This is a genomic window from Aquifex pyrophilus (assembly GCF_054656935.1).
Map to the genome: position 1 here is coordinate 293,178 of NZ_BAAHXJ010000003.1, position 24,794 is coordinate 317,971.

The 24,794-nt window shown below is 44.0% G+C and carries 27 protein-coding genes; 15 read left to right on the forward strand and 12 right to left on the reverse strand.

All coding sequences use genetic code 11. The annotated features are described in order from the left end of the window. Nucleotides 1-64 precede the first annotated feature (64 nt). The 6 genes from ACYQZ0_RS02110 (at nt 65) to ACYQZ0_RS02135 (ending at nt 5,994) form a co-directional block, all read left to right on the forward strand. Complete coding sequence (locus ACYQZ0_RS02110) at nt 65-868, forward strand: ParB/RepB/Spo0J family partition protein (RefSeq protein ID WP_459774838.1); 804 nt, start codon at nt 65-67, stop codon at nt 866-868. Beyond that, nucleotides 865-1,770 carry a phosphogluconate dehydrogenase (NAD(+)-dependent, decarboxylating) gene (gene gnd, locus ACYQZ0_RS02115; RefSeq protein ID WP_459774839.1) on the forward strand — a complete coding sequence of 302 codons (906 nt, stop codon included), beginning with the start codon at nt 865-867 and terminating at the stop codon, nt 1,768-1,770. The genes ACYQZ0_RS02110 and gnd overlap by 4 nt, the downstream gene beginning before the upstream one ends. Continuing rightward, the gene (locus ACYQZ0_RS02120; RefSeq protein WP_459774840.1) at nt 1,733-3,037 is read left to right on the forward strand and encodes a glucose-6-phosphate dehydrogenase; all 1,305 of its coding nucleotides are present in this window, start codon (nt 1,733-1,735) and stop codon (nt 3,035-3,037) included. The genes gnd and ACYQZ0_RS02120 overlap by 38 nt, the downstream gene beginning before the upstream one ends. Before the next feature lie 430 nt (nt 3,038-3,467). Further along, on the forward strand, nt 3,468-4,757 hold the full coding sequence (rimO, locus tag ACYQZ0_RS02125) for a 30S ribosomal protein S12 methylthiotransferase RimO (RefSeq protein WP_459774841.1): 1,290 nt from the start codon (nt 3,468-3,470) through the stop codon (nt 4,755-4,757). A 16-nt stretch (nt 4,758-4,773) separates the two neighbouring features. Next, nucleotides 4,774-4,998, forward strand: coding sequence for an HP1242/YdcH family protein (locus ACYQZ0_RS02130; protein ID WP_459774842.1), 225 nt, complete (start codon nt 4,774-4,776; stop codon nt 4,996-4,998). A 15-nt stretch (nt 4,999-5,013) separates the two neighbouring features. Beyond that, nucleotides 5,014-5,994 carry a hypothetical protein gene (locus tag ACYQZ0_RS02135; protein WP_459774843.1) on the forward strand — a complete coding sequence of 327 codons (981 nt, stop codon included), beginning with the start codon at nt 5,014-5,016 and terminating at the stop codon, nt 5,992-5,994. Here the strand turns inward: ACYQZ0_RS02135 and ACYQZ0_RS02140 are convergent. From ACYQZ0_RS02140 to ACYQZ0_RS02150, 3 genes are read right to left on the reverse strand one after another with little or no spacing between them, the layout of a single operon-like run. Continuing rightward, nucleotides 5,978-6,577: a 7-cyano-7-deazaguanine synthase gene (locus tag ACYQZ0_RS02140; protein WP_459774845.1), complete on the reverse strand. Its 600-nt coding sequence runs from the start codon at nt 6,575-6,577 to the stop codon at nt 5,978-5,980. The genes ACYQZ0_RS02135 and ACYQZ0_RS02140 overlap by 17 nt on opposite strands. Beyond that, the gene (gene mreC / locus ACYQZ0_RS02145; RefSeq protein ID WP_459774846.1) at nt 6,574-7,368 is read right to left on the reverse strand and encodes a rod shape-determining protein MreC; all 795 of its coding nucleotides are present in this window, start codon (nt 7,366-7,368) and stop codon (nt 6,574-6,576) included. The genes ACYQZ0_RS02140 and mreC overlap by 4 nt, the downstream gene beginning before the upstream one ends. Then, nucleotides 7,365-8,390, reverse strand: coding sequence for a rod shape-determining protein (locus ACYQZ0_RS02150; RefSeq protein WP_459774847.1), 1,026 nt, complete (start codon nt 8,388-8,390; stop codon nt 7,365-7,367). The genes mreC and ACYQZ0_RS02150 overlap by 4 nt, the downstream gene beginning before the upstream one ends. Nucleotides 8,391-8,426: 36 nt before the next feature. On the opposite strand from ACYQZ0_RS02150, the gene ACYQZ0_RS02155 reads away from it, so the two are divergent. Further along, entirely contained in the window at nt 8,427-10,520 is a 2,094-nt protein-coding gene (locus ACYQZ0_RS02155; RefSeq protein WP_459774848.1) for a RelA/SpoT family protein, read from the forward strand. On the opposite strand, the gene tsaE is transcribed toward ACYQZ0_RS02155, so the two are convergent. Continuing rightward, nucleotides 10,503-10,913: a tRNA (adenosine(37)-N6)-threonylcarbamoyltransferase complex ATPase subunit type 1 TsaE gene (gene tsaE / locus ACYQZ0_RS02160; protein WP_459774849.1), complete on the reverse strand. Its 411-nt coding sequence runs from the start codon at nt 10,911-10,913 to the stop codon at nt 10,503-10,505. The two genes, ACYQZ0_RS02155 and tsaE, sit on opposite strands and share 18 nt — an antisense overlap. A gap of 20 nt (nt 10,914-10,933) precedes the next feature. Between tsaE and ACYQZ0_RS02165 the strand changes: the two genes are divergently transcribed. Next, nucleotides 10,934-11,368: a hypothetical protein gene (locus ACYQZ0_RS02165; protein ID WP_459774850.1), complete on the forward strand. Its 435-nt coding sequence runs from the start codon at nt 10,934-10,936 to the stop codon at nt 11,366-11,368. Here the strand turns inward: ACYQZ0_RS02165 and ACYQZ0_RS02170 are convergent. The 4 genes from ACYQZ0_RS02170 to ACYQZ0_RS02185 all read right to left on the reverse strand — a co-directional run bounded on the left by ACYQZ0_RS02170 (nt 11,337) and on the right by ACYQZ0_RS02185 (nt 13,867). Then, nucleotides 11,337-11,558, reverse strand: a complete 222-nt coding sequence (locus ACYQZ0_RS02170; protein WP_459774851.1) for a hypothetical protein — start codon at nt 11,556-11,558, stop codon at nt 11,337-11,339. The genes ACYQZ0_RS02165 and ACYQZ0_RS02170 overlap by 32 nt on opposite strands. Beyond that, the gene (locus ACYQZ0_RS02175) at nt 11,555-12,037 is read right to left on the reverse strand and encodes a hypothetical protein (RefSeq protein WP_459774852.1); all 483 of its coding nucleotides are present in this window, start codon (nt 12,035-12,037) and stop codon (nt 11,555-11,557) included. Before ACYQZ0_RS02175 ends, ACYQZ0_RS02170 begins: the two co-directional genes overlap by 4 nt. 413 nt (nt 12,038-12,450) lie before the next feature. After that, nucleotides 12,451-13,023: a molybdenum cofactor guanylyltransferase MobA gene (mobA, locus tag ACYQZ0_RS02180; protein WP_459774853.1), complete on the reverse strand. Its 573-nt coding sequence runs from the start codon at nt 13,021-13,023 to the stop codon at nt 12,451-12,453. Then, nucleotides 12,980-13,867: a lytic transglycosylase domain-containing protein gene (locus ACYQZ0_RS02185; RefSeq protein ID WP_459774854.1), complete on the reverse strand. Its 888-nt coding sequence runs from the start codon at nt 13,865-13,867 to the stop codon at nt 12,980-12,982. The genes mobA and ACYQZ0_RS02185 overlap by 44 nt, the downstream gene beginning before the upstream one ends. Before the next feature lie 29 nt (nt 13,868-13,896). Between ACYQZ0_RS02185 and ACYQZ0_RS02190 the strand changes: the two genes are divergently transcribed. Then, nucleotides 13,897-14,490 (forward strand): sulfurtransferase TusA family protein, encoded by a 594-nt coding sequence (locus tag ACYQZ0_RS02190; RefSeq protein ID WP_459774855.1) that lies wholly within the window; start codon nt 13,897-13,899, stop codon nt 14,488-14,490. Here ACYQZ0_RS02190 and ACYQZ0_RS02195 read toward each other — a convergent pair. Beyond that, nucleotides 14,481-15,659, reverse strand: coding sequence for a tRNA (guanine(10)-N(2))-dimethyltransferase (locus tag ACYQZ0_RS02195; RefSeq protein ID WP_459774856.1), 1,179 nt, complete (start codon nt 15,657-15,659; stop codon nt 14,481-14,483). The genes ACYQZ0_RS02190 and ACYQZ0_RS02195 overlap by 10 nt on opposite strands. A 30-nt stretch (nt 15,660-15,689) precedes the next feature. Between ACYQZ0_RS02195 and ACYQZ0_RS02200 the strand changes: the two genes are divergently transcribed. The 5 genes from ACYQZ0_RS02200 to argJ are packed head-to-tail and all read left to right on the forward strand — an operon-like array spanning nt 15,690 to nt 20,752. Beyond that, nucleotides 15,690-16,559 (forward strand): tyrosine-type recombinase/integrase, encoded by an 870-nt coding sequence (locus ACYQZ0_RS02200; RefSeq protein ID WP_459774857.1) that lies wholly within the window; start codon nt 15,690-15,692, stop codon nt 16,557-16,559. After that, a complete protein-coding gene (locus tag ACYQZ0_RS02205) occupies nt 16,559-17,701 on the forward strand; it encodes a class I SAM-dependent rRNA methyltransferase (protein WP_459774858.1) in 1,143 nt (380 codons plus the stop codon). Before ACYQZ0_RS02200 ends, ACYQZ0_RS02205 begins: the two co-directional genes overlap by 1 nt. A gap of 16 nt (nt 17,702-17,717) precedes the next feature. Then, nucleotides 17,718-18,353: a hypothetical protein gene (locus tag ACYQZ0_RS02210; protein WP_459774859.1), complete on the forward strand. Its 636-nt coding sequence runs from the start codon at nt 17,718-17,720 to the stop codon at nt 18,351-18,353. Then, entirely contained in the window at nt 18,350-19,603 is a 1,254-nt protein-coding gene (locus ACYQZ0_RS02215; RefSeq protein WP_459774860.1) for a M48 family metalloprotease, read from the forward strand. The genes ACYQZ0_RS02210 and ACYQZ0_RS02215 overlap by 4 nt, the downstream gene beginning before the upstream one ends. Nucleotides 19,604-19,612: 9 nt before the next feature. Further along, a complete protein-coding gene (argJ, locus tag ACYQZ0_RS02220) occupies nt 19,613-20,752 on the forward strand; it encodes a bifunctional glutamate N-acetyltransferase/amino-acid acetyltransferase ArgJ (RefSeq protein ID WP_459774862.1) in 1,140 nt (379 codons plus the stop codon). Here the strand turns inward: argJ and tmk are convergent. After that, on the reverse strand, nt 20,729-21,316 hold the full coding sequence (gene tmk, locus ACYQZ0_RS02225; RefSeq protein ID WP_459774863.1) for a dTMP kinase: 588 nt from the start codon (nt 21,314-21,316) through the stop codon (nt 20,729-20,731). The two genes, argJ and tmk, sit on opposite strands and share 24 nt — an antisense overlap. A 9-nt stretch (nt 21,317-21,325) precedes the next feature. On the opposite strand from tmk, the gene rpe reads away from it, so the two are divergent. After that, nucleotides 21,326-21,994 (forward strand): ribulose-phosphate 3-epimerase, encoded by a 669-nt coding sequence (gene rpe, locus ACYQZ0_RS02230; protein ID WP_459774864.1) that lies wholly within the window; start codon nt 21,326-21,328, stop codon nt 21,992-21,994. Here the strand turns inward: rpe and ACYQZ0_RS02235 are convergent. Both ACYQZ0_RS02235 and ACYQZ0_RS02240 read right to left on the reverse strand, forming a co-directional pair. Beyond that, nucleotides 21,991-23,961, reverse strand: coding sequence for an LPS-assembly protein LptD (locus ACYQZ0_RS02235; RefSeq protein WP_459774865.1), 1,971 nt, complete (start codon nt 23,959-23,961; stop codon nt 21,991-21,993). The two genes, rpe and ACYQZ0_RS02235, sit on opposite strands and share 4 nt — an antisense overlap. Beyond that, the gene (locus ACYQZ0_RS02240; RefSeq protein WP_459774866.1) at nt 23,946-24,737 is read right to left on the reverse strand and encodes an HAD-IIA family hydrolase; all 792 of its coding nucleotides are present in this window, start codon (nt 24,735-24,737) and stop codon (nt 23,946-23,948) included. Before ACYQZ0_RS02240 ends, ACYQZ0_RS02235 begins: the two co-directional genes overlap by 16 nt. Between the last annotated feature and the right edge of the window lie 57 nt (nt 24,738-24,794).

Below are 24,794 nucleotides of genomic sequence, written 5' to 3' on the forward strand. Positions count from 1 at the left end.
CTAAAATTTATAATAAGAAGCTCAAAAATCTTAATAAGATGTTTTATAAAAGGGAGGTGCAAAAATGGATAAATGTAAGTACACTGAACCCGTAAAGGGTTATGAGATTATCTTTCAGGAAGTAGATGTGGATAAGGTAATAATTCCCCCGATAGAGAGACCTCTATCTAACACACTGATAGAGAGGTTGATAAACTCAATACAAACCCTCGGTTTCATAGACCCCATAATGGTCGTTCCCGCAAACGGCGAGGGATACTACGAGGTGATAGACGGACAGCACAGACTGGAAGCGGCAAAGATAGTGGGGCTTGAGAGGATACCCGCATTTGTTCTTCCGAAGGATTTGAGAAACTACATACTCAGCTTCAACATTGAAAAAGCACCGGGGCTGAAGGAGAAAGCGGTTCAGGCCTACAACCTCTTTATGGAAAAGCTTCAGCAAAATCCCGATATGAAGGAGTATGAGCTTGAGCCCTTTATCCAGTATCCCTTTTACATAACGATAGGTTTCGTTATAGAAAGACTGGGAGACAAAAAGTTCCCGGGCTCATACTTTGAGAGGATTCTCCAGAAGGTTGATGAGTTCCTTGACATGCCCCTCAAGGAGGCGGAAAAGGAAAGGGAAAACAGAGCAAGAAAGCTTGAGGAGGTTAAGATAGTTCTGAACCAGAAGGCGGAAGAGCTCGGCGTAACGATGTCCTACGATAAGCAGAGAATGGTTTCCTACGCATTCCAGAAGCTATACGGAAGGGGCGTTAAGTTCCTGGGTGAGGATTTCTACACCGTGTTTGATAACCTGAAAGAGGCCATACAGAGCCTCACTCCCGAAGAGCTGGGTATAACCGCCGAGGGTGGAACTCTGTGAAGAAGGAAGTTTTATTAATAGGCCTCGGGAGAATGGGAGGGGCTATTGCCCACCGCCTTAAAAACCTTTCCTGGAGGGTTGTAGGCTATGCAAAAACAAAAGAGTCAAGGGAGAGGGCAAGAAAAGAGCTCGGCATAGAAGTTATTGAAGATTATGAGGAGTTCGGTAGATTTGAAGGGGAAAGGCTATTCTGGATTATGGTTCCCCATACTGCGGTAGATGAGGTTTTAAACCGCTTGAAGCTCCTGTTAAAAGAGGGGGATACCGTTGTTGACGGGGGAAACTCCTTTTATAAAGACTCAGTAAGGAGGTATGAGGAGCTCTCAAAACTCGGCGTTAACTTCCTTGATGTGGGAGTGAGCGGGGGAGTTCTTGGCAAGGGAAAGGGATTTTCCCTCATGATTGGGGGCGATGAGGAGGCCTTTAGAAAGTGGGAGCACCTGTTCAGGGACTTGGCTTACGAAGGGAAGGGATACGCCTATCTCGGAAAAAGCGGGGCTGGGCATTACGCGAAGATGGTTCACAACGGCATAGAATACGGGATAATGGAGGCAATTGGAGAGGGCTTTGAGCTCCTGAAAGAGTCCCCATACGATTACGACCTGAAGGAGGTTGCGAGGGTTTACAAGGAAGGGAGTATAATTCGCTCTTTCCTTATGGAACTTCTTGAGAAAGCCTTTCAGGAGTTCGGAAACCTTGAGGAGGTTGAGGGGTACGTTGAGGACTCAGGAGAGGGAAGGTGGTGCGTAAAGGAGGCGGTTGACAGGGGCGTTTCCCTGAACGTTATTGCGAACTCCCTCTTCGGAAGGTTTGACTCAAGGAAAAAGGATATATTCAGGAATAAAGTCCTTGCGGTCCTGAGGTATGAGTTCGGAAGGCATCCCTTCAGAAAGAAAGATTGATTTTATAATCTTCGGAGGAACGGGAGACTTATCAAGGAAGAAGCTCCTTCCCGCAATAGACAGGATAAAGGAAAAGGTTAATCTGGGAAGGGTTTTCATTCTCGGAAGAAAGAAAAAGAAGTTTGAGGAGATTAAGAGTAAGGTATCTGAGAATCTAAAGGAGAAATTGAACTTTGTTGAGTTTAATGTGAGCGACGAAGAAAGCTATAAAAAGCTCGGAAAGCTCCTCAACAAAGATGTTCTGAACGTGTTTTACCTTGCACTTCCACCCTATTTATTCAGGGAAGCCCTTGAGGGGATAGGGAAGTTTCTGAACGTTCCGTTAAAAAGGATAGTGATTGAGAAGCCTTACGGCCTTAATCTGAACGATGCAAGGGAGTTAAACGATATCGTTAAAAGATACTTCAGGGAAGAGGAGATTTACAGGATAGACCACTTCCTCGGAAAACCGCAGGTTCAGAATATACTCTCCTTCAAGTTCTCAAATCCCGTATTTTACGGGCTTTTAAACAGACATTACGTTGAGGAGGTTTTTGTTTTAGCCCTTGAAAGGGAAGGCGTTGAGGGAAGGGAAGCCTATTACGATAGGGTGGGAGCTATCAGGGATATGGTCCAGAACCATATGTTAATGCTCTCGGCATTTACCGCTATGGAGCTACCGAGCTCTCCCGAGGAGTTTCACAACGAGATAAAGCGAACGCTCAAGTTCTTTGAGTTTGTGAGGGAAAGCCTCAGAAGGGGAAAGTATAAAAGTTACAGGGGTGATGTTGAGACTTTCGTTCACGTGAGACTTTCGGTGAAAAACGAAAGGTGGGAAGGCGTTCCCTTCCACATAATTACGGGCAAAAAGTTAAGGGAAAAAAGAACCGAGATAAGCATTCGCTTTAAAAACCTGAAATCCCTTGAAGGGATAATAGGATGTGTCCCTAAGGAGAATATACTTACGTTCAATATATATCCCGAGAATGCGGTTTCCTTCTCGGTTAACCTCATCTCACCTTACGGATTTCTGAGCTGTGCCCAGAGCAAGGAATGGAAGCTTTACCTCAAAGAAGCCCTCGGTGAGATTCCCGACGCTTACGAGTCCCTCCTCCTTGACGTTATAGAGGGGGACAGAACTCTATTCCTTGATGGAGAGGAAGCCGAACTCCTCTGGAAAATAACCGAGCCTCTCCTTGAACAGGCTCAAAAAGTCCCCCTTGAGGTTTACGAAGATTACTGGAGCCCTGAAAATAATTTAAATCTATTTAATTTAAAGAATTCTTAATAAAAATGCAAGAAAAATCGTAATCCCTGACGAAAATCATAAAATAAAACTGAAGTTTATGATATCTTTGAAAATCAAGGGCTAAGGGATAGCCCTTTTTGGCTCCTTGTCAACTGAATAGAGAAATTCAGCTCTCGGCCTTGACTTTGTAGGGCTGGCGAGGAATGGCTTGATTTCCAACGATTTCCCGCAACGAGGGGTTTCGGAAGGCCAATCCTTTAATTTTTCCTATTGATTTTCAAGGAGTAGATTTTGACACTTGAAATGCCCTTAATAAAAGAAGGGATTGCAACATGTGGTAATCAAGTTTTACAGTTTTAATTATGTATGCTTGAAATGCCCTTTATAAAAGAAGGGATACTTTTAAGTTCCCTATTAAAAACTCCGAACATCATGGATACGGGGATTTTGAGAACTAAAATGTTCTTTTATGAAAGTAGGACTCGTTAGCTTGGGATGTGCTAAAAACCTCGTTGACAGTGAGATACTCCTCGGAAAGCTGAAAAGTGCGGGAGCCCAGATAACCCCCAATCCCGAAGAGGCGGACGTGATAATAATAAACACCTGCGGTTTTATAGAACCCGCAAAGCTTGAAAGTATAGAAACTATACTTGAGTTTGCGGAGAGCGGGAAGGAAGTAATCGTTATGGGCTGTCTCGTTGAGAGGTATAAGGAAGAGCTGAAAAAGGAAATCCCCGAAGTAAAGGCCTATTTCGGAACCGAGAGCTGGGACGAAATTCTCAAATACCTAAACCTGAAGGAAAAAGAAAAGGGCTTCAGGCTTCTCACAACGCGCTCTTACGCATACCTGAAGATAGCGGAGGGGTGCAACAGACTCTGTTCCTTCTGTTCAATCCCTTCAATAAGGGGGAGACACCGCTCAAGAAAAATTGAAGAAATCGTTGAAGAGGCTAAAAAACTTGCGGAAATTGGCATAAAAGAGCTCTGCGTAGTCTCTCAGGATACCACATACTACGGTAAGGATTTATACAGGGAGTATAAACTGATAGAGCTCCTCAGGGAGCTTGAGAAGGTTGAAGGTATAAAGTGGATAAGGCTTTTATACCTCTATCCCACCGAGGTGAGCGAGGAGCTCATAAATTTCGTATCGGACTCCGAGAAGGTTGTCCCTTACTTTGATATCCCCGTTCAACACATATCCGACAAGGTTTTAAAAGACATGAGAAGAGGATATGACGGAAAGTTCGTGAGAAACCTCCTTGAGAGGATTAAAAAGAAGATACCCCAGGCGGTCTTCAGAACCTCCCTCATAGTCGGATTTCCAGCGGAAACCGAAGAGGATTTTAAGGAGCTTCTTTCCTTTGTTGAGGAGGGACACTTCCACTGGCTGGGTGTCTTTACTTACTCCCACGAGGAGGGAACGTACGCTTACAGCTTCGGAGACAGGATTCCCGAAGAGGTTAAAGAGGAAAGAAAAGAGGAAATCTTAAGGGTTCAGAGGGAGATAACGAAGAGGAAAAACGAGGAGTTTATAGGAAAGGAGCTTGAGGTTATCGTTGACGGATACGATGAGGAGTTTTCCTTCGTTCCCAGGGGAAGAGCTTACTTCCAGGCTCCCGAGGTTGATGGAGTTATTTACCTTGAAACCCTTGATGAGATAAAGCCCAGGGAGGTTGTGAGGGTGAGGATAAACCAGTCCGCGGATTACGACCTCGGCGGAGAGGTGTTAAAAGGTGAGCTTTTTACTAAATTCAAATAATAAAGGGAGGTGATGAATGGATAGAGAACAAATCATTAAGGAGCTTTACGAGAAAGATCCCGAGTTCAGGGAGCTTAAGGATAAGCACGAGGAGCTTGATAAGAAAATAAGGAAGCTTGAGAAGCATCATCCCATGACCCACGACCTTGAGATGGAGATAGAAAAGCTTAAAAAAGAAAAGCTCCGCTACAAGGATATGATAGAAATGAAGATACAGGAGTATATGAAGGCGACAAAGTGATTTTTAATATTCTTAATGCTCGCAAGGGTTCGCATAAGATTGAAGGAGAGTGAAGTCCCGGAAGAGTTTTTGTTTAACCTTCTTAACAAAGTTCTGGGGATTGATAGAGGGGATTACGAAAGAATAAGGAAAGATGACGGTTCAATAACCGTTTATATAAGGGACCCGGTTTTGCTGGGAAGGATACAGGAAATCGCAGATAAATACGCTTCTATAATTGAGATAAAAATTGAGAAGGAATCCGTGGGGGAACTTTTTTCAAGGATTTACACAGCGGTAAAATCAAACGTGGGCCTTCTCATATCCTGGTCCATTGCCCTTTTAGTCCTATCAATACTCTCCACACTTCCTTATCTCGGAACGCTTTTCGGTTTTTCCCTGAATGCCTTTTTAAACGCCTTTATACTCCATGTGATTGATAAACTAAAGTATGCGGACTACAACGATAAAAAAGAGCTGGAAAAGGTATTCAAGGGTATAAAGTTTGAGGAAACTTTTACGAAGTTCTTTAAGAGCGGATTGGGAGTATCCCTCGGGATTTTCCTGGTAAACGTAATATTTTTCTCCGTTCTAATTGCTGTTCTTCTTGTATATGCAAACAGCATTCCGAACTGGAATATGGTTCACACAAATAAGCTTGCTTTTGTCCTGCTTGCCTTAGTTATTCTTTTCCTTATTTGGGAAGTGTATGTTATGCCTTTACTTTTCTCAAGGGTTCTGGAAAGAGGAAGGGGAAGTTTTATTAAAACTTTGAAGTCCACCCTTGAGATGCTAACTCCCAATTTCGTCAGAGAGAGCTTCTCAAGTCACTATGTAAGTGTAGGTATACTTTGGTCTTTTTTATTTACCGTAGGATTTCTGGGAATCATTTTTCTGAGTTTATTTGTTGTAACGATACCCCTTGCTTTTCTGATTCCCTATACACTTTCTCTTGAACTCGCATTTATATCCCTTGAGTATATAGAAAAGAAAAGGGATATTAAAGGAGCTTCGTAGCCTCCTCCCTTTCCTTACACTTTATACATTTTCCGCAGGGCTTTCCGTTAACAGGGTTTATACAGGAAAGCGTTATACTCAGAGGAATGTACATTCCGTATCTCTTTATCACCTCTTCCTTTTCCATACCGAAGAAGGGAGTTTCTATAACGAAAGGTTTACCGAGTCCCGAACTTATCAACTCCTCAAGTTTATCAAAGTAATCCCTCTTGTTGTCGGGAAAGGGGTATATTCCGAGGCTTCCGATAGCACACCTATCTATACCTTTTTTAAAGGCGTAAATCGCCCCCCTTGTGCAGAGTATGAGGTTCCTGAGGGGAATCTCAAGCTCTCCTTCGGAAGATGGATATTTCTCAAAGCGTTTTAAGGGCGCATTAGCAATATCAACCTTTAGGTTCAATATCCCCCTAAACTTTCCTTTGAGGATATTTAAAACCTTCTTTGCAACCTCCTTTTCGTAGTTTTCCCAAGGAAAGCCGAACTTAACGTAGAGGGGGTAAACGGTGTAGTTTTTAAGGGCATAATGAACGATAAGTGCGGTGCTCTCAACACCTCCGCTGAATAAAACCACTATTTTCTTCATTCTTTAAAAACTACAACAAACTCAACGGAGCGTGGAGATACGTAAGGTTTTACCATAACTTCTTTAAAGAATGGGTCCTCCCCGAAGCCCGTATAAATTACCTCACCAACGGGAAAGGGAGGTATTCTCATCGTGAGGTCCTTGTAGAGAACTCTGTCTCCCTCCTTTACGTTATCCTTTATCTCCACATACATAAGCTTTCCGTAAGGTCTGCCCCCCCTGTAGATGTAAGCCTTCGGTAAATTTTCAACGGAAACGAGGAGTGCGGTCTTTTCGTTAAAAAGGGTTATCACCTTACTCGTTGATGGGTAAACCTCATCTACAATTCCGATTATGTAACCCTTTGAAACTACTATATCTCCCTTCTTTATCTCCTTATTCTTCCCGTCCCTTATTATGAAAAATCTGTCTTCACCCGAAGGGTCGTAATAGATAATCTTACTTACAACGTATTTTGCTTTTGGGGGAAAGTAAAAGTCCAAGTCTTCCTCAAGTTTTGTGAGAATTTCTTCGTACTGGCTTACCCTCTCCCTGTAGGCCTGGAGTTCCTCCTTTAACTTCTTGTAAGAACCTATCATCTTCATGGCTTTTTTCAAATCCCTTATGTAAAGGAGTGCCTTTTCCACCTCCTCTTCTATCTCCCTCTCCGTTTTCAAGAAGGGTGTAAAAATGATGTATGAGATTTTACGAAGGAGAGGCTCAACGGGAGAGTGAAACTTCTGGACGAGTATTATAAACAGAGTTAGAAGGAGCAACGAAAAGAAGTAAAGGTTTAAACTCCTCAGGTTCATTCCATAGATATTCTCCTTATGAGGTCTATATTTTCAAGAACCTTTCCGAGACCTCTCGCAACCGCAGTTAGGGGCTCATCCGCATAAATCGCTTTTATTCCCGTTTCCTGTTCTATCTTCTTATCGAGGTTTCTGAGAAGTGCACCACCTCCCGCGAGGACTATCCCCCTTTCCGCTATGTCGGAGGCGAGTTCGGGAGGTGTTCTCTCAAGGGTTGTTCTAACGGCGTTTATTATTGAGTTTACGGTGTCCTCAAGGGCTTCCGTTATCATGTGGTTCGTTATAACCGCAGTTCTCGGTAGTCCCGTCATATCCCTTCCCCTTATCTCAAGTTCCCTCTCCTCTTCTTCAGCCATGGCACTCCCCAGCTCTATCTTTATCCTCTCCGCGGTCTGTTCCCCTATGAGGAGGTGAAGCTTCCTCTTTATATACTGGATTATCGCTTCGTTCATCTCGTCCCCTGCAATCCTGAGGGAGTTTGATACAACTATTCCCGCGAGGGATATTACCGCTATATCCGTCGTTCCCCCTCCTATGTCCACAATCATGTTTCCGACGGGTTCCTCAACGGGGAGGTCCGCACCTATTGCCGCGGCCATGGGCTCCGCTATCAGGTAAACCTCCCTTGCTCCCGCACTCTTTGCTGCGTCAATTACCGCCCTCTTCTCAACCGGCGTTATGCCCGTGGGAACGCCGATAACCGTTATCGGTTTTGGCCTGAAAAGTATCCTCCCCATCACCTTCTTGATGAAGTATGTGAGCATGGCCTGTGTTACCTCAAAGTCCGTTATCACACCGTCCCTGAGAGGTCTTATGGCCTGAATGTTCTCCGGTGTCTTTCCCACCATATCCTTCGCTTCCTTTCCTACCGCCAGTATCTTTCCCGTTTTCGTATCAATTGCCACAATTGAAGGCTCGTAAAGGACTATCCCCTTTCCCTCCACGAAAACCGCGGTGTTTGCGGTCCCCAAATCAATTCCGATATTGCTCGAAAATGCACCCAATAACCTTCCCAATACCATGTTTAAACTCCTTTAAGAAACTATATTAAACTGTAGATGCAGAAAGTTGAACACTCCGTTCTTGAAGAAACTCTGGAACGAATATTATCCCTCCAGCCAGAGGAGAAAAGGGAGGAGATTGTTAGGGCTTACGAGTTTGCAAAGGAGAGACACGGAGAACAGAAGAGAAAAACGGGAGAGCCTTACATTGTTCATCCCCTGAACGTTGCCCTAATTCTCGCGGAGCTGGGTATGGATACTGAAACCGTTATTGCGGGATTCCTTCACGACCTTATTGAGGATACCCAGACGAGTTATGAGGAAATAAGGGAGCTGTTCGGGGAGAACGTTGCACAGCTTGTTGAGGGCGTGACGAAGATAGGAAAGATAAAGTATAAATCTGACCAGGCGGAGAACTACAGGAAGTTAATCCTCGCAACCGCAAAGGACCCCCGTGTGATAATTCTGAAGTTGGCGGACAGGCTTGACAATATGAAAACTCTCTGGGTCTTCAGGGAGGAAAAGAGAAAGAGAATAGCGAAAGAAACCCTTGAAATATTCGCGCCCCTCGCCCACAGGCTCGGTGTATGGAAGATAAAGAACGAGCTTGAAGACCTCTCCTTTAAGTATTTGTATCCCGAGGAGTATGAAAAGGTAAAGAATTTCGTTCAGCAGTCAAGAAAGGAACTTGAGGAGTATCTGAAGAAATACGTAATTCCGAAGGTAAAGGAAGCCCTTGAGAGGCAGGGCATTAAAGGGGAGATTCAGTACAGAACGAAGCATTACTACAGCATATGGGAAAAGACGAAGAGAAAGGGGATTAAACTTGAGGACGTTCACGATATACTTGGTGTGAGGATAATCGTAAATACGATTCCCGAGTGTTATACAGTTCTCGGTGTAATTCACAGCCTCTTTAAGCCTGTTCCCGGGAGGTTCAAGGATTACATATCCCTTCCCAAGCCAAACCTCTACCAGTCCCTCCACACTACCGTTGTCGCTGATAAAGGGAAGCTGGTTGAGTTCCAGATAAGAACCTACGAGATGCACGAGCGTGCGGAAAAGGGTATAGCCTCCCACTGGGCTTACAAGGAGGGAAAGGGAATAAACGACTCTCAGGTTTACGCTTGGCTGAGGGAGCTCGTAGAGAGCATCCAGGGAAGTTCTAACCCTTCAGACCTTCTTGAAAATCTAAAGAACAATCTATTCTTTGAGGAAGTATTTGTATTCACTCCCAAAGGTGACCTCATAGTCCTCCCGAAGGGCTCAACGCCCGTTGATTTTGCATACAAGATTCACACGGAAGTTGGAAACCACTGTGCAGGAGCAAAGGTGAACGGAAAGATAGTTCCCCTGAATTACGAGCTCCAGAACGGGGACGTAGTTGAGATAATAACAAATCCGAATAAGACACCCAGTTACGAGTGGCTCGCCTTTGTAAAAACGCCAAAAGCCCGCAATAGGATAAAGCAGTTTCTAAAACAGCAGGAAAAGGAAAGGTATATAAGCGAAGGAAAGAGACTTTTTGAAAAGTTAAGACAGAGGCTCGGCGTATCCCATGAGGAACTTCTTAAAAAGATAAGGGAAAAGGTGAGATTTGAGAGGGAAGAGGAGCTCTTCCTCGCCCTTGGAAAGAGAAAGATATCCCTTACTAATCTCCTTAAGCTTATAGCTCCTAAGGAGAAAAGCGTACATGAGGAGGAAAGAGACGAGAGCGTTGTTTACCTTGAGGAGCTCAACAACATTAAGTATGAAGTCGCAAAGTGCTGTAAGCCGGTTCCGGGAGATGAGGTTTACGGTGTTATAACGAGGGTTAAGGGACTTGTTCTCCACGAAGCGGGCTGTCCTAACCTAAAAAATGTTCTAAAGGTAAATCCGGAAAAAGTTAGAAAAGTTGAGTGGAAAGGAAAGGGAAGGTTCCTTACGGATATAAGGGTGGTTGCCAGGGATAGGATAGGCCTCCTTTCGGATATAGCGAACGCGATATCCCAGGCGAACTCAAATATACACCTTTCAACAACGAGAACAAACGATACGTATGCGGTTATGGACTTCACGATAAGCGTAAAGGACAGAAAGCACCTCAACGAAGTGTGTGAAAGAATTAAGAGTGTTGAAGGAGTAGAGAGGTGCTCACGCCTCTACACGTGAGAATACTCTAACCTTCCTTTTGTTTTCACCCAGATGTTCAATCTCTATAACATAGTCGCAGTTTTCTTTTCTCTCCTCCCACTCAACCGCCAATATACCTTCACCTATAAACTCCGAGTAGTCAAAATCCTTAACCCTGTAGAGGTCTATGTGAATTAGCTTTCCCCTTTTTGTCGGATACTCGTTCACGAGTGTGAAAGTAGGACTTCTTACTTGGTATCCTTCCTTTATTCCGAGTGCCTTTGCAAGTCCCTTAACGAAGGTCGTTTTACCCGCTCCCAGCTCCCCCCTTAGGCATATAACCTCCTTTCCCTTTAAGTTTTTTGCGAACTCTTGGGCAAACTTAAACATCTCCTCTTCGCCGTTTATTATTAACTCCCTAATGAGCTTCATATTCCTTTATAATCTTAAACATGAAAGCGTGGGGAAAGATACTGAAAGCCCTTTGTGAGCTCTCAAAGGAAAAGGGAGTTAGCCTTTACATACTTGAAGGGGACAAAGAGCTGAACTACTACGGAACGGAGCTTAAAAACTTCTGCAAAGAAGAACTTTACAACGAAGAAGACTTCAAGGTTTTCAAGAAGGTCAAGGATAACCTGAGCACCCAGCTTGAGGGAAGGGGCTACGTTATACTCATAAGTCCTCTGAACCTATGGGCTGACGTTTATGAATACAACAAGCCGAAGTTTGCAAATCCCGTTAACAAAGAAAGGCCTTTTGAGGTAAGCCTTGACAGGTTCAGGATTGGTTTCTTTGAGGAGAAAAAGAACGCTGTTGAGTTTGCCCTTAGCCTTGCGGATAAGTTGAGGAAGGAGTTTAACCTTCACCTTCACGTTTTTTACGCTTAGCCCTTCTCCTCTCCTTATATACTTCCTGTCTACACTGCCTTATTATCTTCTTATACTTGTAGTAAACGGAGGGAACGTTAATAGGAAGGTTATAGTACTTCTCAAGCAAGAGCATTATATCCTCAGTCGTTAAATACTTATGGTTCCTTATGAGACTCTTTATGTATTTGATTATTCTCGTCTCCTTCATCTCTTTACAGCGTGCTTAATCCTTACCTTCTTTGCGGTTTCCATATCGTCTATAACACAGATGGACTTATCCACTTCAAACTTTGTGGAGCTTACCTTACACTCACCTATTTCGTATTCCTCGTAGAAATACCTTCCCGTTACGGGGTCCTTTACCCTTTTAAACTCCACTATTTTGAGCGTATCGCCCGGTTTTATACCGTCTTCCCTTCCGAGCGTTATGAATGCTATACGTTTCCCCGGTTCCTTTTTATGAGTCATGAGTCTGTATATGTATCCGTAAACGGGAAACATATTCCTTAGGGCATATCTTCTTTGCTCTACAGCTTGTGTTAGAGCTTCTTTTAAAAATCCACAAATACCTTCGTATTTACAATACCAGTAGGAAACACTTTTTAGATTCTCTTGTAAAGTTTTAGATATATTTACCGAGGAAATGACTAAGTCATTTTTCGGATTTATAACCTTTATAGTTAGCATTACCGTTGCTTTTCTAATGCATAATGAAGGTTCCTCCCGCAATTTATTGTTTTTATCGTAATAAACCTTACCCCTTTTAAAGCTGGCAATGACATCTGCGCGGTATATGTATGGTGTAATAATGTAATCAACATCTTTAAAATTGTCATTATTTTTCACTAAATTTCTGCTGTGTGTGCTTAGAACCGATTTAATAATTTCCTTTGCCGTGTGGGACAAGTCACAATTGCTTCCCAGAGTACTATCTACTTTTGGTGTTAAAACGGCAACTTTTATTTCCTTCTTAGTAATTACAAAATCGGGAAGTTCAGATTTTGATATAAGTGTATCTTGGGGCGTAATAGTGTACTCCGCAAAATTTATCTTCGGAGCACAAGATAAAAATACGAACAAAGCTAACAAAAACAGTAATATCATCTTAAATAAATTATAACTTTTTCCAGTTCCTCCTTTCTGTTCAGATTTGTAACCGTTTTTTCCAGTTCCGGAGGAAGTTCAACAGCTTTATAGTTAAAGTTTTTAATAAATTCGTAAATTTTAAAGTTCTTCTTCTCTATAAACTCTTCAAGAAGTTTAAGAACAATTTTTGAGTATATGCCTACCAATGGGTGAACATTATCCGTTTTTGCAAGCGTTATAGGTGGATTGTATCTTTTTAGGAGAAAATTTAAGGTTCTTTCCGAAATTAAGGGAAGGTCTCCCGAAAGTATGAAGCATTCCTCCCTTTTTGAATGTTTTAAAGCTGTATATAGCCCTATTATGGAAGCCTGTTCCTTTCTTTCGTCCTCAATTACAGGAACCTTTAAAAAGGAAAACTTTTCCCTTTCCTTTGCAACTATATATACTTCCTTAAAAACTTTTTTTGCGGTTTCAAGGACTCTCTCTATTACGCTTTTTCCGTTTATTTTGTATAAGAGTTTATCCTCTCCGAAGCGTCTGCTTTTACCTCCCGCCAGTATGTAGCAGGGGATTTCTTTCCGCAACATACTTCTCTTCTATATAAACGTATGCCCCTTTCGGTATTAGTTCTCCCTTTATGTGGGGATTTAAATCCCTGAAGACAGATTCCTTAAGCCCGTAGATTTTTATAAAGGTCTTTACGGGGAGCGTGGTTTTAACCTTTACCCTTTGGAGTGTTTGGGCATTTTTGGGAACGTGAATGCCGTATCTATCTGGGTTTTTCGCAACGTGTAGGAGTGCCAGAAAGAGGGGAACGTAATTCCTCGTCTCTTCAGGGAGGTTATTCTTTGAGCTCCAGAAGCTTCCCCTTGCCTTTCTCCTTACACAGCCCTCACCGCAGTTGTATGCTGCAAGGACGAGCTCAAGATTTCCGAACTCCTCGTATAAATCCCTCAGGTATCTTACGGCGGCAACCGTTGACCTTAAGGGGTCAAACCTCTCGTCGTAATGCCTCTCTACCCTGAGGCCGTAGCGCCTTGCGGTGAAGGGCATGAGTTGCCATATGCCCGCAGCACCGCTCCTTGAGACCGCAAAGGGGTTATACATACTCTCAACGATAGGCAGGTATTTAAGCTCTTCGGGAAGCCCGAACCTCCTCAGGACAGATACTATGTATTTCTCATACTTCTTCATACGGTAAAAGGCATACGTAAGACTCTCCTTTCTTGATAGCCAGTAGTTTAGTGCTTCCTCAACCTCACGCCTCTTTACGCTGTTTGCGTGAAGGATTCTTGCCTTCACCCTAACAAAGTAAAGGTCTTCTTCCGTGAGTCCGAAACTTCCTTTCTTAAGAACAACGTAATTTTCCCTGAAGACTACTTCCTTGGTTTTGGGCGTGCATCCCCCCACCAGTAATAAAAGACTTAACAACAGGATAAACATCTTTAGTATATAATTCTATGGAAAAAATTAAGGAAGATAAGGTATTGGATTTATCGGGTTTGAGCTGTCCCCTTCCCGTTGTTATGACCTCGGAAACGATGAGAAAGATGAAGGAAGGTGAAGTTCTGAAGGTTATTTCTACGGACCCGGGTTTTGAGAGGGATATATGGAGCTGGGCAAAACAGAGCGGAAACATTCTCTTGAAAACCGAGAAGGTTGACGGAAAGACGATAGCATACATAAAGAAGGCTGGAGAAGCCCACGAGCCCTCTCTTTGGTATTGGATAAAGTTCCACTCCTTGGGTGTTAAGCTACACCTAAGGCAGTTCTGCATAATGCTTAACCCCTTTTCAAAGAAGCCCGACCACTTCATAACCTTTACCGCAATCTCCGAGGGAACGAGAGCGGAAAAGCTCCTCAAGGAAGAAAACAAGGACAACGCGGTTCTCCTTCCCATTCCCGACGAGATAGACCCGAGGTGCGGAGTTGTTCTCGGAGTAAAGGGAGAAAAAGAGGCAAGAAAGATTTACGAGCTTTTAAAGGAAAAGGACGTTGCGGTTGAAGCCATATACAAGAAGGAGGGAAAGGAGTATAAAAGGGTTTACCCCTGACCCCTCGTCTTTAAAAACTCTATCCGCTTCTCCTTTAGCTCCTCCATCTTCTTCATAACTTCTTCAAAGGATAGTTTTGTTCTGAATCCGTCACCAACGAAGTGGGTTCTCACCCCGTCAAAGAACTTAACCGCTATCCTTATGGGGGGCTGAGCGGGTAGCTTAACCTTCTCCGCAAGTTTTGAGAGAACGTAAAATCCGACCGTCTGGAGCGTTGACTCCTCTTTTATGAGCTTTAGTATTCTCTTCGTTTCCTTTTCTATTTCCTCCCTCTTTTGTGCTTCCTCATAGAGGAAGTTTGTGAACTCCTCGTCCCACAGCTTGCCCACCCACATGGGCCCCCCTATGTGATACTTTGAACCGCAGTGGGGACATCTTTCCTTGAACTTGTAGAGGTCCTTAACGACCTCCCTGTTCATGCAGTTAAAGCAGTACTGAATGTATCCGAAGTTTTCTATAAGCTTGTCAACTTTCTCAACTCCCCTCTCCTTTACGAAGAAGAGCTTAAAGTAATGGAGGTGGGAGTATGCAAATATGGGAATCATCGCTATGTCGTATTGAGCCGCAAGCTCTATAACCTTCTTTATAAGTATCCTTATACCAACCTCGTGTTTAAACTCGTTCCTTAAGGGTCTTGCCATGTATCTCCTCATACAGGTTTTGGGATAGGTTCCAGAAAGGGGAGCGGTATCTGTAGCGGTTAGGCTGAGAATTCCTCCCCTTTTCATTGATAAGGCAACGCTCTCTATGAAGGGGACGGGAGTCCCGAAGGGGTCTAAATCAACGTAGTCAAAACCGAAGCCCCACTCCTTCCTGAGGAAGAAGTTCGCCTCCATTCTGTGAATCTCGTATCTGTCCTCAGGAATGTTGTTGAGCTTGAAGTTTTCCCTCATTATCTCCACGGCTTTTGAGCTTATATCGTTTGCGTAAGCCTTCTCAACGCACGAGGTTTCAAGGATAAACCTTATAGCCCTTATTCCGCTTGCGGAGAGGGGGTCCGCAACCTTTACGGGTCTTCCCAGCTTTTTGCACAGATACTCAAGCCCGAGAACCGCAAGGTCTCTATTTACACGCATTCTCGGATTGTAAAAAACGGGCATATCGGAGCTTACCGTTTTGGGAATTTCGGGAACGAGAACCTTAGCCTTTCCTTCCTGAACTATTTCCATAATAAGTAAGGATTATAAAATTATGAATTGATGGGAATAATAAAGGCTTGGGAGAAGCACCTTGAGAAAACGAAAAGCGAAAGAACTAAGGAAACCTACATAATGCTCGTGAGGGAGTTTTTAAAGTTTCACGATATTTCCGAAAAGGAAGTTGTTGATAAGATAAAGCCCTCGCTCATATACAGGTATATAGACGAGAGTGAGCTGAACCCAAGCTCCCTTCTCACAACCCTTTCCGCACTGAGATACTTTCTCAAGTTTCTCCTGAGAAGGGAATATCTGGACAAGGAGCTCTTTGAGAGTCTTGAGTCCGCAATAGAGGAGGCAAGGGAGGAGCTGAACGCAAAGAAAACACCCAGATACCCGAGAGCTCTAACGAAGGAGGAGATTAAAGCCATATTTGAAAAGGTAAAGGGAAAGAAGTACGAAAAGATATACTCCCTATTCCTCTACAGCGGTATAAGGCTCGGGGAGTATGAAAAACTCATGAAGGAAAACTTTTACCTTGATAAGAGCGGAATACTCTGGATTAGGCTTACCCCCGAGATGACTAAGAGAAGAAAGGGGAGGCTCGTTCCCATACTTGCCTCGGACAAGGACGAGACCCTCAGGGCTACCGAGAAGCTATTGAAGTGGATAGAGGACTTTGAGGAGAACTTTAAGGTAAAGAGGGGAGTCCTTCAGGTTTACACCGACAGGTTATCAAAGAGGCTGAATATAGACTTCAGCATTCACAGCTTCAGGCACACATACATAACGAACCTTATAAACTCGGGTTTTCCCGTTGAGGTTGTTAAAGAGTTTGCAGGACACTCAAGCGTAAAAACTACCGTTGAGACCTATTACAAGTTCAGCCAGAAGAGGGCCGAAGAGCTCGTGAGGAGCTTCGTATTCTCCTGATGAGAATATACCTGAAAGAGGGAAGGGAAAAGAAGATAAAACACTTTTACCCCTGGGTGTTCAGGGACGAGATAAAGAAAAAGGAAGGTACGGGAATAATAGCGGAGCTTTACGACTCGGAGGGAAACTTCCTCGCCCTTGGAACGTATTCCCCAAAATCCCGCATAGCCTTCAGGGTTCTTTCATACGAAAAGGAGGAGATAAACGAGAACTTCTTTAAAAGGAGAATTGAGGAAGCCCTTTCCCTGAGAAGGGGTATAGACTCGGACGCCTTTCGGGTTGCCTTCTCCGAGAGCGACCTACTCAGCGGTCTCATAATTGACAAGTATTCCAAAGGGGTGGTCATTCAGGTAAGAAGTTATCCCATGGAATCGTTAAAAGAAAAAGTCTTAAATGCCATTCTTGAGGTTATAAAACCTACCTTCGTTTACGAGAGGAGCGATTTCAAGGGAAGGGAAGAAGAGGGGCTTAGACCCTTTAAGGGACTTCTTTACGGGGAGCTTGAAAACCCGATTGAGATAAGAGAAGGGGAGTTTCGTTTTCTCGTTGACGTTGTGAAGGGACTCAAAACGGGCTTTTACCTTGACCAGAGGGAAAACAGAAGGTATATACAGAGTATTGTCAAAGAGGGCATGAAGGTTCTTGACCTCTTTTGTTATACGGGTGGTTTTTCCCTTTACGCTGGGAGTAAGGGAGCAGAAGTTCTCGGGGTTGACCTGAACGAGGACGCCCTTGAGCTTGCACGGGAAAACGCAAGAATAAATGGGGTGAGTGCGGAGTTCCTCAAATACAACGCCTTTAACTTTATTGAGGAAACAAAAGAAGTTTATGACCTCATAATAGCGGACCCGCCAGCAATAGCGAAAACGAAGAAGGAAAAGGAAAGCGTAAAGTGGGCTGTGTGGAAGCTCGCTTACCACTCCTTCAGGAAGCTGAAAAGATACGGAAGACTTTTCATATGCACCTGCACCTACCAGATGAGCGTTGAGGAGATGGTAAGACAGCTGAGGCTCGCCTCAACGGACGTCGGGAGGAGGATTTTCATAAAAAGCGTTAACCTCCAGCCCCTTGACCACCCTTACCTTCCAACCTTTCCCGAGAGCCTGTATCTGAAGTGTATTGACGCTATAGTGTTAAACTAATAATCGGGGGAAGGTAATGGTCTTTATAGTTTTGGTTTTTACTTCTTTCCTATTCGGGGCTTACATAAGCGACTACCTCACAAAGGGAGAACACCTCATAAGGGAGATGAAAGAGGCAAACGCGAAGGAAGAGACCCCTTACCTTTACTGGAAAGCTGTGGGCTATTACGAGGGCATTAAGCTTTACGCGAAGTTCGGAGATAAAGAAGGAACAAAGAGGGCTTACAAACTTATGGAGGAAACAGCATACAAAGCCGTAAGGGGAGCATACACAAACAGGGAACCCATGACCGAGCTTATCACCTTTGAGCCGAGGATATTCTTCGCTGAATACTGTGACGGCATCCTTGACGAGTGCTTTTATGAGGAGAAGTACGAAAAGGAGGAGTTCTTAGAACTACTTGATTACTTTTCCCTCCGAAAAAGAGTTAAGTTCCTCAGGAGAAACAACGCAAAGTATTGTGCCCCTAAGGATTACGGAAAGGTTGAGGCCTTGTTTAACCTTATTTCCATTGAGTTAATGAAGGAAAAACCTGACAAAAGAAAGCTGATGGAGCTTAAAGAAAGGCTTATCCCCGTTCTTATACTTGCGGAGGAGAAGGTGAGATACGCAATGAACAATAAACTAAGTTGTTATATGAGTGCAAGATGAAGAAGCTTTTTGCTTTTCTCTTTATATTCTTCCTTTCCTGTGCCCATTTAACTGGTGAGTCCTTCCTCCTACCGACGGATAAGGAGATTGTTCTCGGGAAGAAGCTCGTTCCCGAATCAATAACCCAGTTTGAAGGGCTTTATCCCGATGAGGAAGTTCAATCCTACGTAAGAGAGCTCGGAAACAAAATAGCAAAACATGCGGAAAGAAAACTTCCTTACGAGTTTTTCGTGGTTAACTCGGGCGTTCTTAACGCCTTTGCCCTCCCCGGTGGGAAGATATTCGTAACGAGGGGTTTACTTCTGGAGCTTGAAAGTGAAAGCGAGCTCGTCGGCGTTCTGGGGCACGAGCTCGGCCACGTTAACGCAAGACATCACGTCAAGTATCTTGAAAAGGTTCTGGGACTCAGTCTCCTGCTCCAGGTCGGGGCACTCCTCATAGGCGGGGAGGACCTGAAAGAGAAGGCTCTTTTACAGCTCGCATCAATAGGTGCCACTTTACTGGCACTCAAGTTCAGCAGGGACCAGGAAAGGGAGGCGGACCTCTACGGCATAAAATATGCGGTTGCAACGGGATACGACCCGAGGGGTTTGATAAAGGTCTTTGAAAAGTTTAAGAAGCTTGAAAAAAACAGACCTCCCGAGTGGCTCTCCACACACCCTCTTCCTGAAACCCGCATAAAGGAAGTAAACAAGATAATCAAAAAAATGAACCTCCCGAAAAACTTAAAGAAGGACTCCCCGACCTTTCACAGGATAAAAAACAAACTCCTTGCCACAAAGCCCTCATACGACTTATGCGAGGAGGGAAAGAAACTATATAAAAAGGGATTTAAAGGTGAAGCCCTAAAGAAGTTCAAGAAAGCCCTTGAGATTTTCCCGAAAAATCAGGTTGCGATGGTTTACATATCCGCCATTTACCTTGAAAAGGGAAAGCCCAAGGAAGCCCTAAATTACGCTCAAAGGATTACGGAAATAGACCCATACCTCCTGTGGGGATGGTATCTTAAAGGAGTTTCCCTCTTTGAGCTAAAGCGTTATAGGGAGAGCATAAAAGCCCTTGAAGAGGCAAAAAGGAGGGTAAGCACCTACGGGGGAACTTATTACTACCTCGGGAGGAATTACGAGGAGCTGGGATACGTAAAGAGGGCTGTGGAAAACTACAGGAAGGCTGTAAAGCTTGCCACGGGGAAAGAGCCGTGGTATGAAGACGCTAAAAGACGTTTAATGAGATACGGAGTGTTCTTTTAAAATAGAGCTATGGCGGAAGTTTTAATGGGCGTAGGAAATGCGGGACTGAAGGAGTCGGGAAATCCCGATATACTCGTCGTTTTCCTCCCTTATCCCTGCGTCTCCTCATTCCTGTTTACCGATAACTACTTCAAGGCGGGTTCTGTAATTTATTCGGAAGGTCTCGCGAAGGAAAGGGAGACCTTCAGGGCACTCGTGATAAACAGCGGGAACGCAAACTGCGGAACGGGGGAGGAGGGAATAAAGCATGCGGAGATGATGGCACAAAAAACCGCCGAACTCCTTGATATACCGAAGGAGGAGGTTCTCGTATTCTCAACGGGAATAATAGGGAGATACCTGCCCATAGAGAAGGTTCTCAAAGGTATAGAGCAGGCTTGTTCAAACCTTGAGACCTTAGACCTCAAGAGGGCTTCCGAAACCATATCAACGACGGACCGCTTTCCAAAATACGACTTTGCGAAAGCGGGAGATATAGAGACCTTCGGTTTTGCAAAGGGTGCGGGGATGATAAATCCCTCAATGGCTACGATGCTCGCCTTCGTTTTCACAAACGCTAAGCTTGATTATCTTACTTTAAGAAGGATACACGAAAAGGTGGCGGAGAGAACCTTTAACTCCATAACCGTTGACGGTTGTGAGAGCACAAACGACGCCTTCGGTATTATTTCCCTGGGGGAGGTGGAGGCGGAGCCTGAAACCGTTGAGTTTGAGATTACGAAGGTTTCCGAAAGCCTCGCAAAGCAGATAGTTGCAGATGGGGAAGGTGCAACAAAGATAATAAAGGTTCAGGTAAGAAGTGCGATAACCGAAGTAAAGGCGAGAGCAATAGCCCAGGCTATAGCAAACTCCCTCCTCGTCAAGACCGCGGTTTTCGGGAGAGACCCTAACTGGGGAAGGGTTGCCGCCGCCGCGGGAAGCACCGAGTTTCCCATAGACCCCTTCAAAATGGAGATATACATAGGGGGATACCTCCTTTACGACGGAAAGCCGAGGAACGAAAACCTGGAAAAGGCAAAGAAACACATGGTTGAAGACAGGGAAGTTGAGATAACCGTTGAGCTAAACGAGGGAGAATACGAGTGGACCTACTACTCCTCCGACATAGGGTATGAATATATAAAACTAAATGCGGAGTACACCACTTAAAACTTTCAATATATCCCTGAAAACCTCCTCCTCGCTCCTTTCCCCGTTTATAACAAAAACGTTCTTTCTTTCTTTTGCAAGCTCAAGGAATCCTTTCCTAACCCTCTCAAGGAAATCCCTGTCCTCAAAGCGGTTTCTCGCCTTTTTTCTCTTTAAAGCAACCTCAACGGGAACGTCAAGAAGGAAGATTAAGTCCGGCTCTATGCTGTCCGTTGCGAACCGGTTCAGCTCCTCAACAATTTTCAACTCAATACCTTTCCCGTATCCCTGATAGGCAAGTGTTGAGAGTGTATAACGGTCAAGGATGACGATGAAGCCCTCTTTTAGCTCTCTTTTTATTCTCTTTTCCACAAGCTCCGCCCTTGATGCCTCAAAAAGGAGAAGTTCCGACCTGGGAGTTAAATCCTCCCCAAGGAGAATATCCCTTATCCTCTCGCCCGCCTCTGTTCCTCCGGGCTCCCTGTAAAGACTTACCTTCTTCCCCTTTGACTTCAAAAACTCGCAAAGCTTTCTCGCCTGTGTCGTCTTTCCCGAGCCATCAATTCCCTCAAAGGAGATTAACATATAACTATTATGAAACTGCTTGCCCCTTCAATCCTCGCCGGAGACTGGTGGAACATCGGAGAGCAGATAGAGGCAACGATAAGGGGAGGAGCTGACCTCCTCCATTACGACGTCATGGACGGGCACTTCGTTCCCAACATAACAGCGGGCTACGAGATACTATCCCAGATAAGGAAAAGGGTTTCCCTTCCCATAGATGCACATCTCATGATAGAGAATCCCGATAAATACATTCCGAAGTTCGTTGAAGCCGGAGCCAACTGGATAAGCGTTCACATAGAGAACAACCCCCACATACACAGGACGATTCAGTTAATTAAGGAGCTCGGAGCGAAGGCGGGAGTCGTTGTAAATCCGGGAACATCCCTCTCACTCATAGAGGAAATACTCCATTACGTTGATTACGTTCTTCTAATGTCGGTAAATCCGGGCTTCAGCGGTCAGAAGTTCATAGAACGCTCCCTTGAGAGGCTGAGAACTTTAAAGGAGATGAGAGACGCGATAAACCCCGAATGTCTCATTGAGATTGACGGGGGTATAAAGGAAAGCAACATAAAAGAGGTTGTTCTTGCCGGTGCGGACGTTGTCGTGGTGGGTTCGGGCATCTTTTCCGCAAAGGATATAGAAGCCCAGACGAGAAAGCTAAAAAACCTCATGCTTGAAGCTGTTTCCGTTTAACGCTTTATGGGTATCTCTATCTCTTCCTTGAAGAAGATGTTAAACCTCAGGAATATCTGGGATAGATACTTCTCCTTATCCGAGTAATAACGCCTGCTGTAGGAAATTGTGAGCTTCCAGCAGGGTCCCTTAAATCCCATATTTATCCCTCTTGATAGCTCTTTTTTCTCAATGCGGTCATAACTCGTTGTTATTCCAAATATTAACCTATCACTCTCGTAATTTAGATAGCCCGATAGCTGGTCCAGTATCCTATCTCCTTTGCTGTTTTTAAAGAGTGTGTTTGAAGCTCCTAAATTAACCTTCCACACCTGAAGGTTTATTCCCGTTACGCTTCTTGCCCAAACGCCCCGGTTAAAGTCGTATATTCCGTCATTCCATAGCTTTACATTTTCAAAGGGATAAATAGAAACATTGTAATAAAAGGGTAAAAGTTTTTTCTTTATAAGTTCGCCGTCTGTGGGAAACCTGTAAGAACCCAGAAGGTTGTATCCCGTATTCATATAAAGGGAAAGGAACTCCCTCTCTTTTTTAAGCTTACCTATTAAGGTAAAGTTTACGTTATTTTCCTTAACTATCTCATCCTGGTAGTCGTAAATCTCTATTGTATAGTTTCTCGGTGAGTAGTTGTATCCAAGCTCAAAGAAGTTCTCCATTTTAAAGCCTCTGTACTTCACGGAGAAATACTGGGGAATTGTGTGGTTAAACCTGTAGGTGTTTATAAGTTTTTTCGCTTTACTATCTGGATAGTAATGGTTTATTAGAGTGAGCGAAGAATAATTTCTTATGCTGAATATCTCAAAATACCTTCCTAAGAAGGGATTTAAAACAAATCTCTGGTAACTTCCGTCTTTATTCCTGTAAAAGTTTGTATAGGAAAAATCTCCCGAAAGGTCAAATCCTTTTACGTTTAGGTGCTTGAGAAATAAACTTATATCGGGAAAGAGCTGAGTTGCGTTGTTCTCCTCGGAAGTAAGGTCCCTGTATTTCGCCAGCCTGAGGTATGTTCTGAAAAGCCTTCCCTCCCTCTCATAGGTTATTGAGCTCACGGTATAAGGTTTAGTTCTCTCCTTATCCTTGAGGGAGATATCTTCGTAAAAGTATGGGTCTGACACTTCCTCTATCTTTATTCTGAGGTTTTCAAGCCTTTGCTTTAGCATAAAGCTATATCTGTTTTTCCTGTGCATTTTTCTCCCTTCCCACCAGTTTCCCCTTTCTTTATCCTCCCTGTAAAAGCGTGTTAAGAGCTCAATTCCGTTTTTTTCCGTAAAAGCCTGCCTGTATTCAATCCCTATTCCCTTCATCTGGTTCTTTCTGTAATCAAAGTAAAAGGTCATGTCCTTGTCCTGGCTTATTGCCCAGAAGAAGGGCTGAATGTAAACGAGGTCCGAGTAGGTCGTTGAACCTATCGTCGGAAACAGAAATCCCGTCCTTCTTCCCCCGAGGGGAAAGGAGTATATGGGAAGGTAAAATATGGGAACTTTGAAGAACCTGAGGGTGTTATGAATAACTAACGCCCTCTCCTTATTCACGTTTGCCCTGAATATGCAAAGGTAAAGCTCCTTTTTATCAAGGGGGCAGGTTGTTAACTCTGCCTCGTAAACCTTAAAAGTATCCTTATCAAGCTGTTCAATTTTCTCAGCCTGAAAGTTAAACTCCCTGAACTTTCCCTCAGCGTTTAGGAAGTATCCCTTATCCTTCTTAAGGTTTAGGTATGCATAACTCCCCTTTACCTCAAAGTTTCTCTTTGGGTTCTTTATAATTACATTTCCGCTCGCAAATAGCTTTTTCTCCTCCCTTATGAACTCAATCCTGTCCGCCTTTACATACCAGTCCCCGTAAAAGAGCTCCGCATTCCCCTCCGCTATTATCTTTTTCCCAACCGCTGTAAGTTTTTCCGATAAAACCACGAGCTCTTCGGAAAAGAGGAAGCCGATTAAAAGAAGAAAAATCAGGAAGAGAGCCACTTCTCAAGCTCTTTCATAAGCTCCGTCAGGCTGTTGAAGACGTAGTCGGGCTTAAAGTTTGCTTTTTTAAGCTCCTCCTTTTTATACTTTCCAGTTGTCATGAATATTGTTCCTATTCCGAGCTCCTTTGCTCCCATCAGGTCCGTGTATATATCGTCGCTGATGAGGTAAACCTTTTCCCTGGGTAGACCTTTTAATGAGAGCTCTATGAATTCCCTTGAGGGCTTTCCGAGGTTCGGAAGTTCTCCCTCGTAATTGGTTGCGTGCCTCAACATCTCTGCGTAAGAACCGGCCCCCGGGAAGTAAAGCCCGTCGCTGTCCTTCACTATCTTGCTCCTGTTTACGGGCACTATTCTTGCCTTTTCAAGGAAAACCGCCGAAGTGGCGTTTTTTATCTTCTCAAAGTTAACGCTCTTGTCCTGCCCTATAACCACTCCCTCAACCTTGTGGTCCTCCCTCACTTCAAATCCCTGGGATTTCAGATAATCCTTCAGCATATCCGTTCCTATTACGAATACCTTTTTTATTCCCTTCTCCCTTAGGTAGTCCGGAAGAACAGCAACGGGAGAGATGAACTCCTCCTCCTTCAGGTCAAGCCCTTTTTCCTTCAGCTTCTCCACTATAAGAGAGGGGGGACGGGTTGAGTTGTTTGATACAACACGAAAAGGGATACTCTTCTCCCTCAGGAAGTTTATGAATGCCTTTGCATCTTCAAAGGGGTCAAGCTCCTTATTCTTGGTAAGGACGCCGTCCATATCTATGAGAAGTGTAAACATGGTTATATATTATCTTCAATTTTTCGGTGAATTAACGCTAACCGAGGTGTAGATTAG

Bases quoted from the DNA above. Each gene is read 5' to 3' on its own strand.
- ACYQZ0_RS02165 (WP_459774850.1), top strand. From the start codon at position 10,934: ATGAAAGCGTGGGGAAAGATACTGAAAGCCCTTTGTGAGCTCTCAAAG.
- argJ (WP_459774862.1), top strand. From the start codon at position 19,613: ATGGCGGAAGTTTTAATGGGCGTAGGAAATGCGGGACTGAAGGAGTCG.
- rpe (WP_459774864.1), top strand. From the start codon at position 21,326: ATGAAACTGCTTGCCCCTTCAATCCTCGCCGGAGACTGGTGGAACATC.
- ACYQZ0_RS02175 (WP_459774852.1), bottom strand. From the start codon at position 12,037: ATGCTAACTATAAAGGTTATAAATCCGAAAAATGACTTAGTCATTTCC.
- ACYQZ0_RS02110 (WP_459774838.1), top strand. From the start codon at position 65: ATGGATAAATGTAAGTACACTGAACCCGTAAAGGGTTATGAGATTATC.
- ACYQZ0_RS02140 (WP_459774845.1), bottom strand. From the start codon at position 6,577: ATGAAGAAAATAGTGGTTTTATTCAGCGGAGGTGTTGAGAGCACCGCA.
- ACYQZ0_RS02210 (WP_459774859.1), top strand. From the start codon at position 17,718: ATGGTCTTTATAGTTTTGGTTTTTACTTCTTTCCTATTCGGGGCTTAC.
- ACYQZ0_RS02120 (WP_459774840.1), top strand. From the start codon at position 1,733: ATGAGTTCGGAAGGCATCCCTTCAGAAAGAAAGATTGATTTTATAATC.
- ACYQZ0_RS02195 (WP_459774856.1), bottom strand. From the start codon at position 15,659: ATGGAAATAGTTCAGGAAGGAAAGGCTAAGGTTCTCGTTCCCGAAATT.
- ACYQZ0_RS02130 (WP_459774842.1), top strand. From the start codon at position 4,774: ATGGATAGAGAACAAATCATTAAGGAGCTTTACGAGAAAGATCCCGAG.
- tmk (WP_459774863.1), bottom strand. From the start codon at position 21,316: ATGTTAATCTCCTTTGAGGGAATTGATGGCTCGGGAAAGACGACACAG.
- ACYQZ0_RS02240 (WP_459774866.1), bottom strand. From the start codon at position 24,737: ATGTTTACACTTCTCATAGATATGGACGGCGTCCTTACCAAGAATAAG.
- rimO (WP_459774841.1), top strand. From the start codon at position 3,468: ATGAAAGTAGGACTCGTTAGCTTGGGATGTGCTAAAAACCTCGTTGAC.
- ACYQZ0_RS02135 (WP_459774843.1), top strand. From the start codon at position 5,014: ATGCTCGCAAGGGTTCGCATAAGATTGAAGGAGAGTGAAGTCCCGGAA.
- mobA (WP_459774853.1), bottom strand. From the start codon at position 13,023: ATGTTGCGGAAAGAAATCCCCTGCTACATACTGGCGGGAGGTAAAAGC.
- ACYQZ0_RS02200 (WP_459774857.1), top strand. From the start codon at position 15,690: ATGGGAATAATAAAGGCTTGGGAGAAGCACCTTGAGAAAACGAAAAGC.
- ACYQZ0_RS02205 (WP_459774858.1), top strand. From the start codon at position 16,559: ATGAGAATATACCTGAAAGAGGGAAGGGAAAAGAAGATAAAACACTTT.
- mreC (WP_459774846.1), bottom strand. From the start codon at position 7,368: ATGAACCTGAGGAGTTTAAACCTTTACTTCTTTTCGTTGCTCCTTCTA.
- ACYQZ0_RS02190 (WP_459774855.1), top strand. From the start codon at position 13,897: ATGGAAAAAATTAAGGAAGATAAGGTATTGGATTTATCGGGTTTGAGC.
- ACYQZ0_RS02155 (WP_459774848.1), top strand. From the start codon at position 8,427: ATGCAGAAAGTTGAACACTCCGTTCTTGAAGAAACTCTGGAACGAATA.
- ACYQZ0_RS02150 (WP_459774847.1), bottom strand. From the start codon at position 8,390: ATGGTATTGGGAAGGTTATTGGGTGCATTTTCGAGCAATATCGGAATT.
- ACYQZ0_RS02170 (WP_459774851.1), bottom strand. From the start codon at position 11,558: ATGAAGGAGACGAGAATAATCAAATACATAAAGAGTCTCATAAGGAAC.
- tsaE (WP_459774849.1), bottom strand. From the start codon at position 10,913: ATGAAGCTCATTAGGGAGTTAATAATAAACGGCGAAGAGGAGATGTTT.
- ACYQZ0_RS02215 (WP_459774860.1), top strand. From the start codon at position 18,350: ATGAAGAAGCTTTTTGCTTTTCTCTTTATATTCTTCCTTTCCTGTGCC.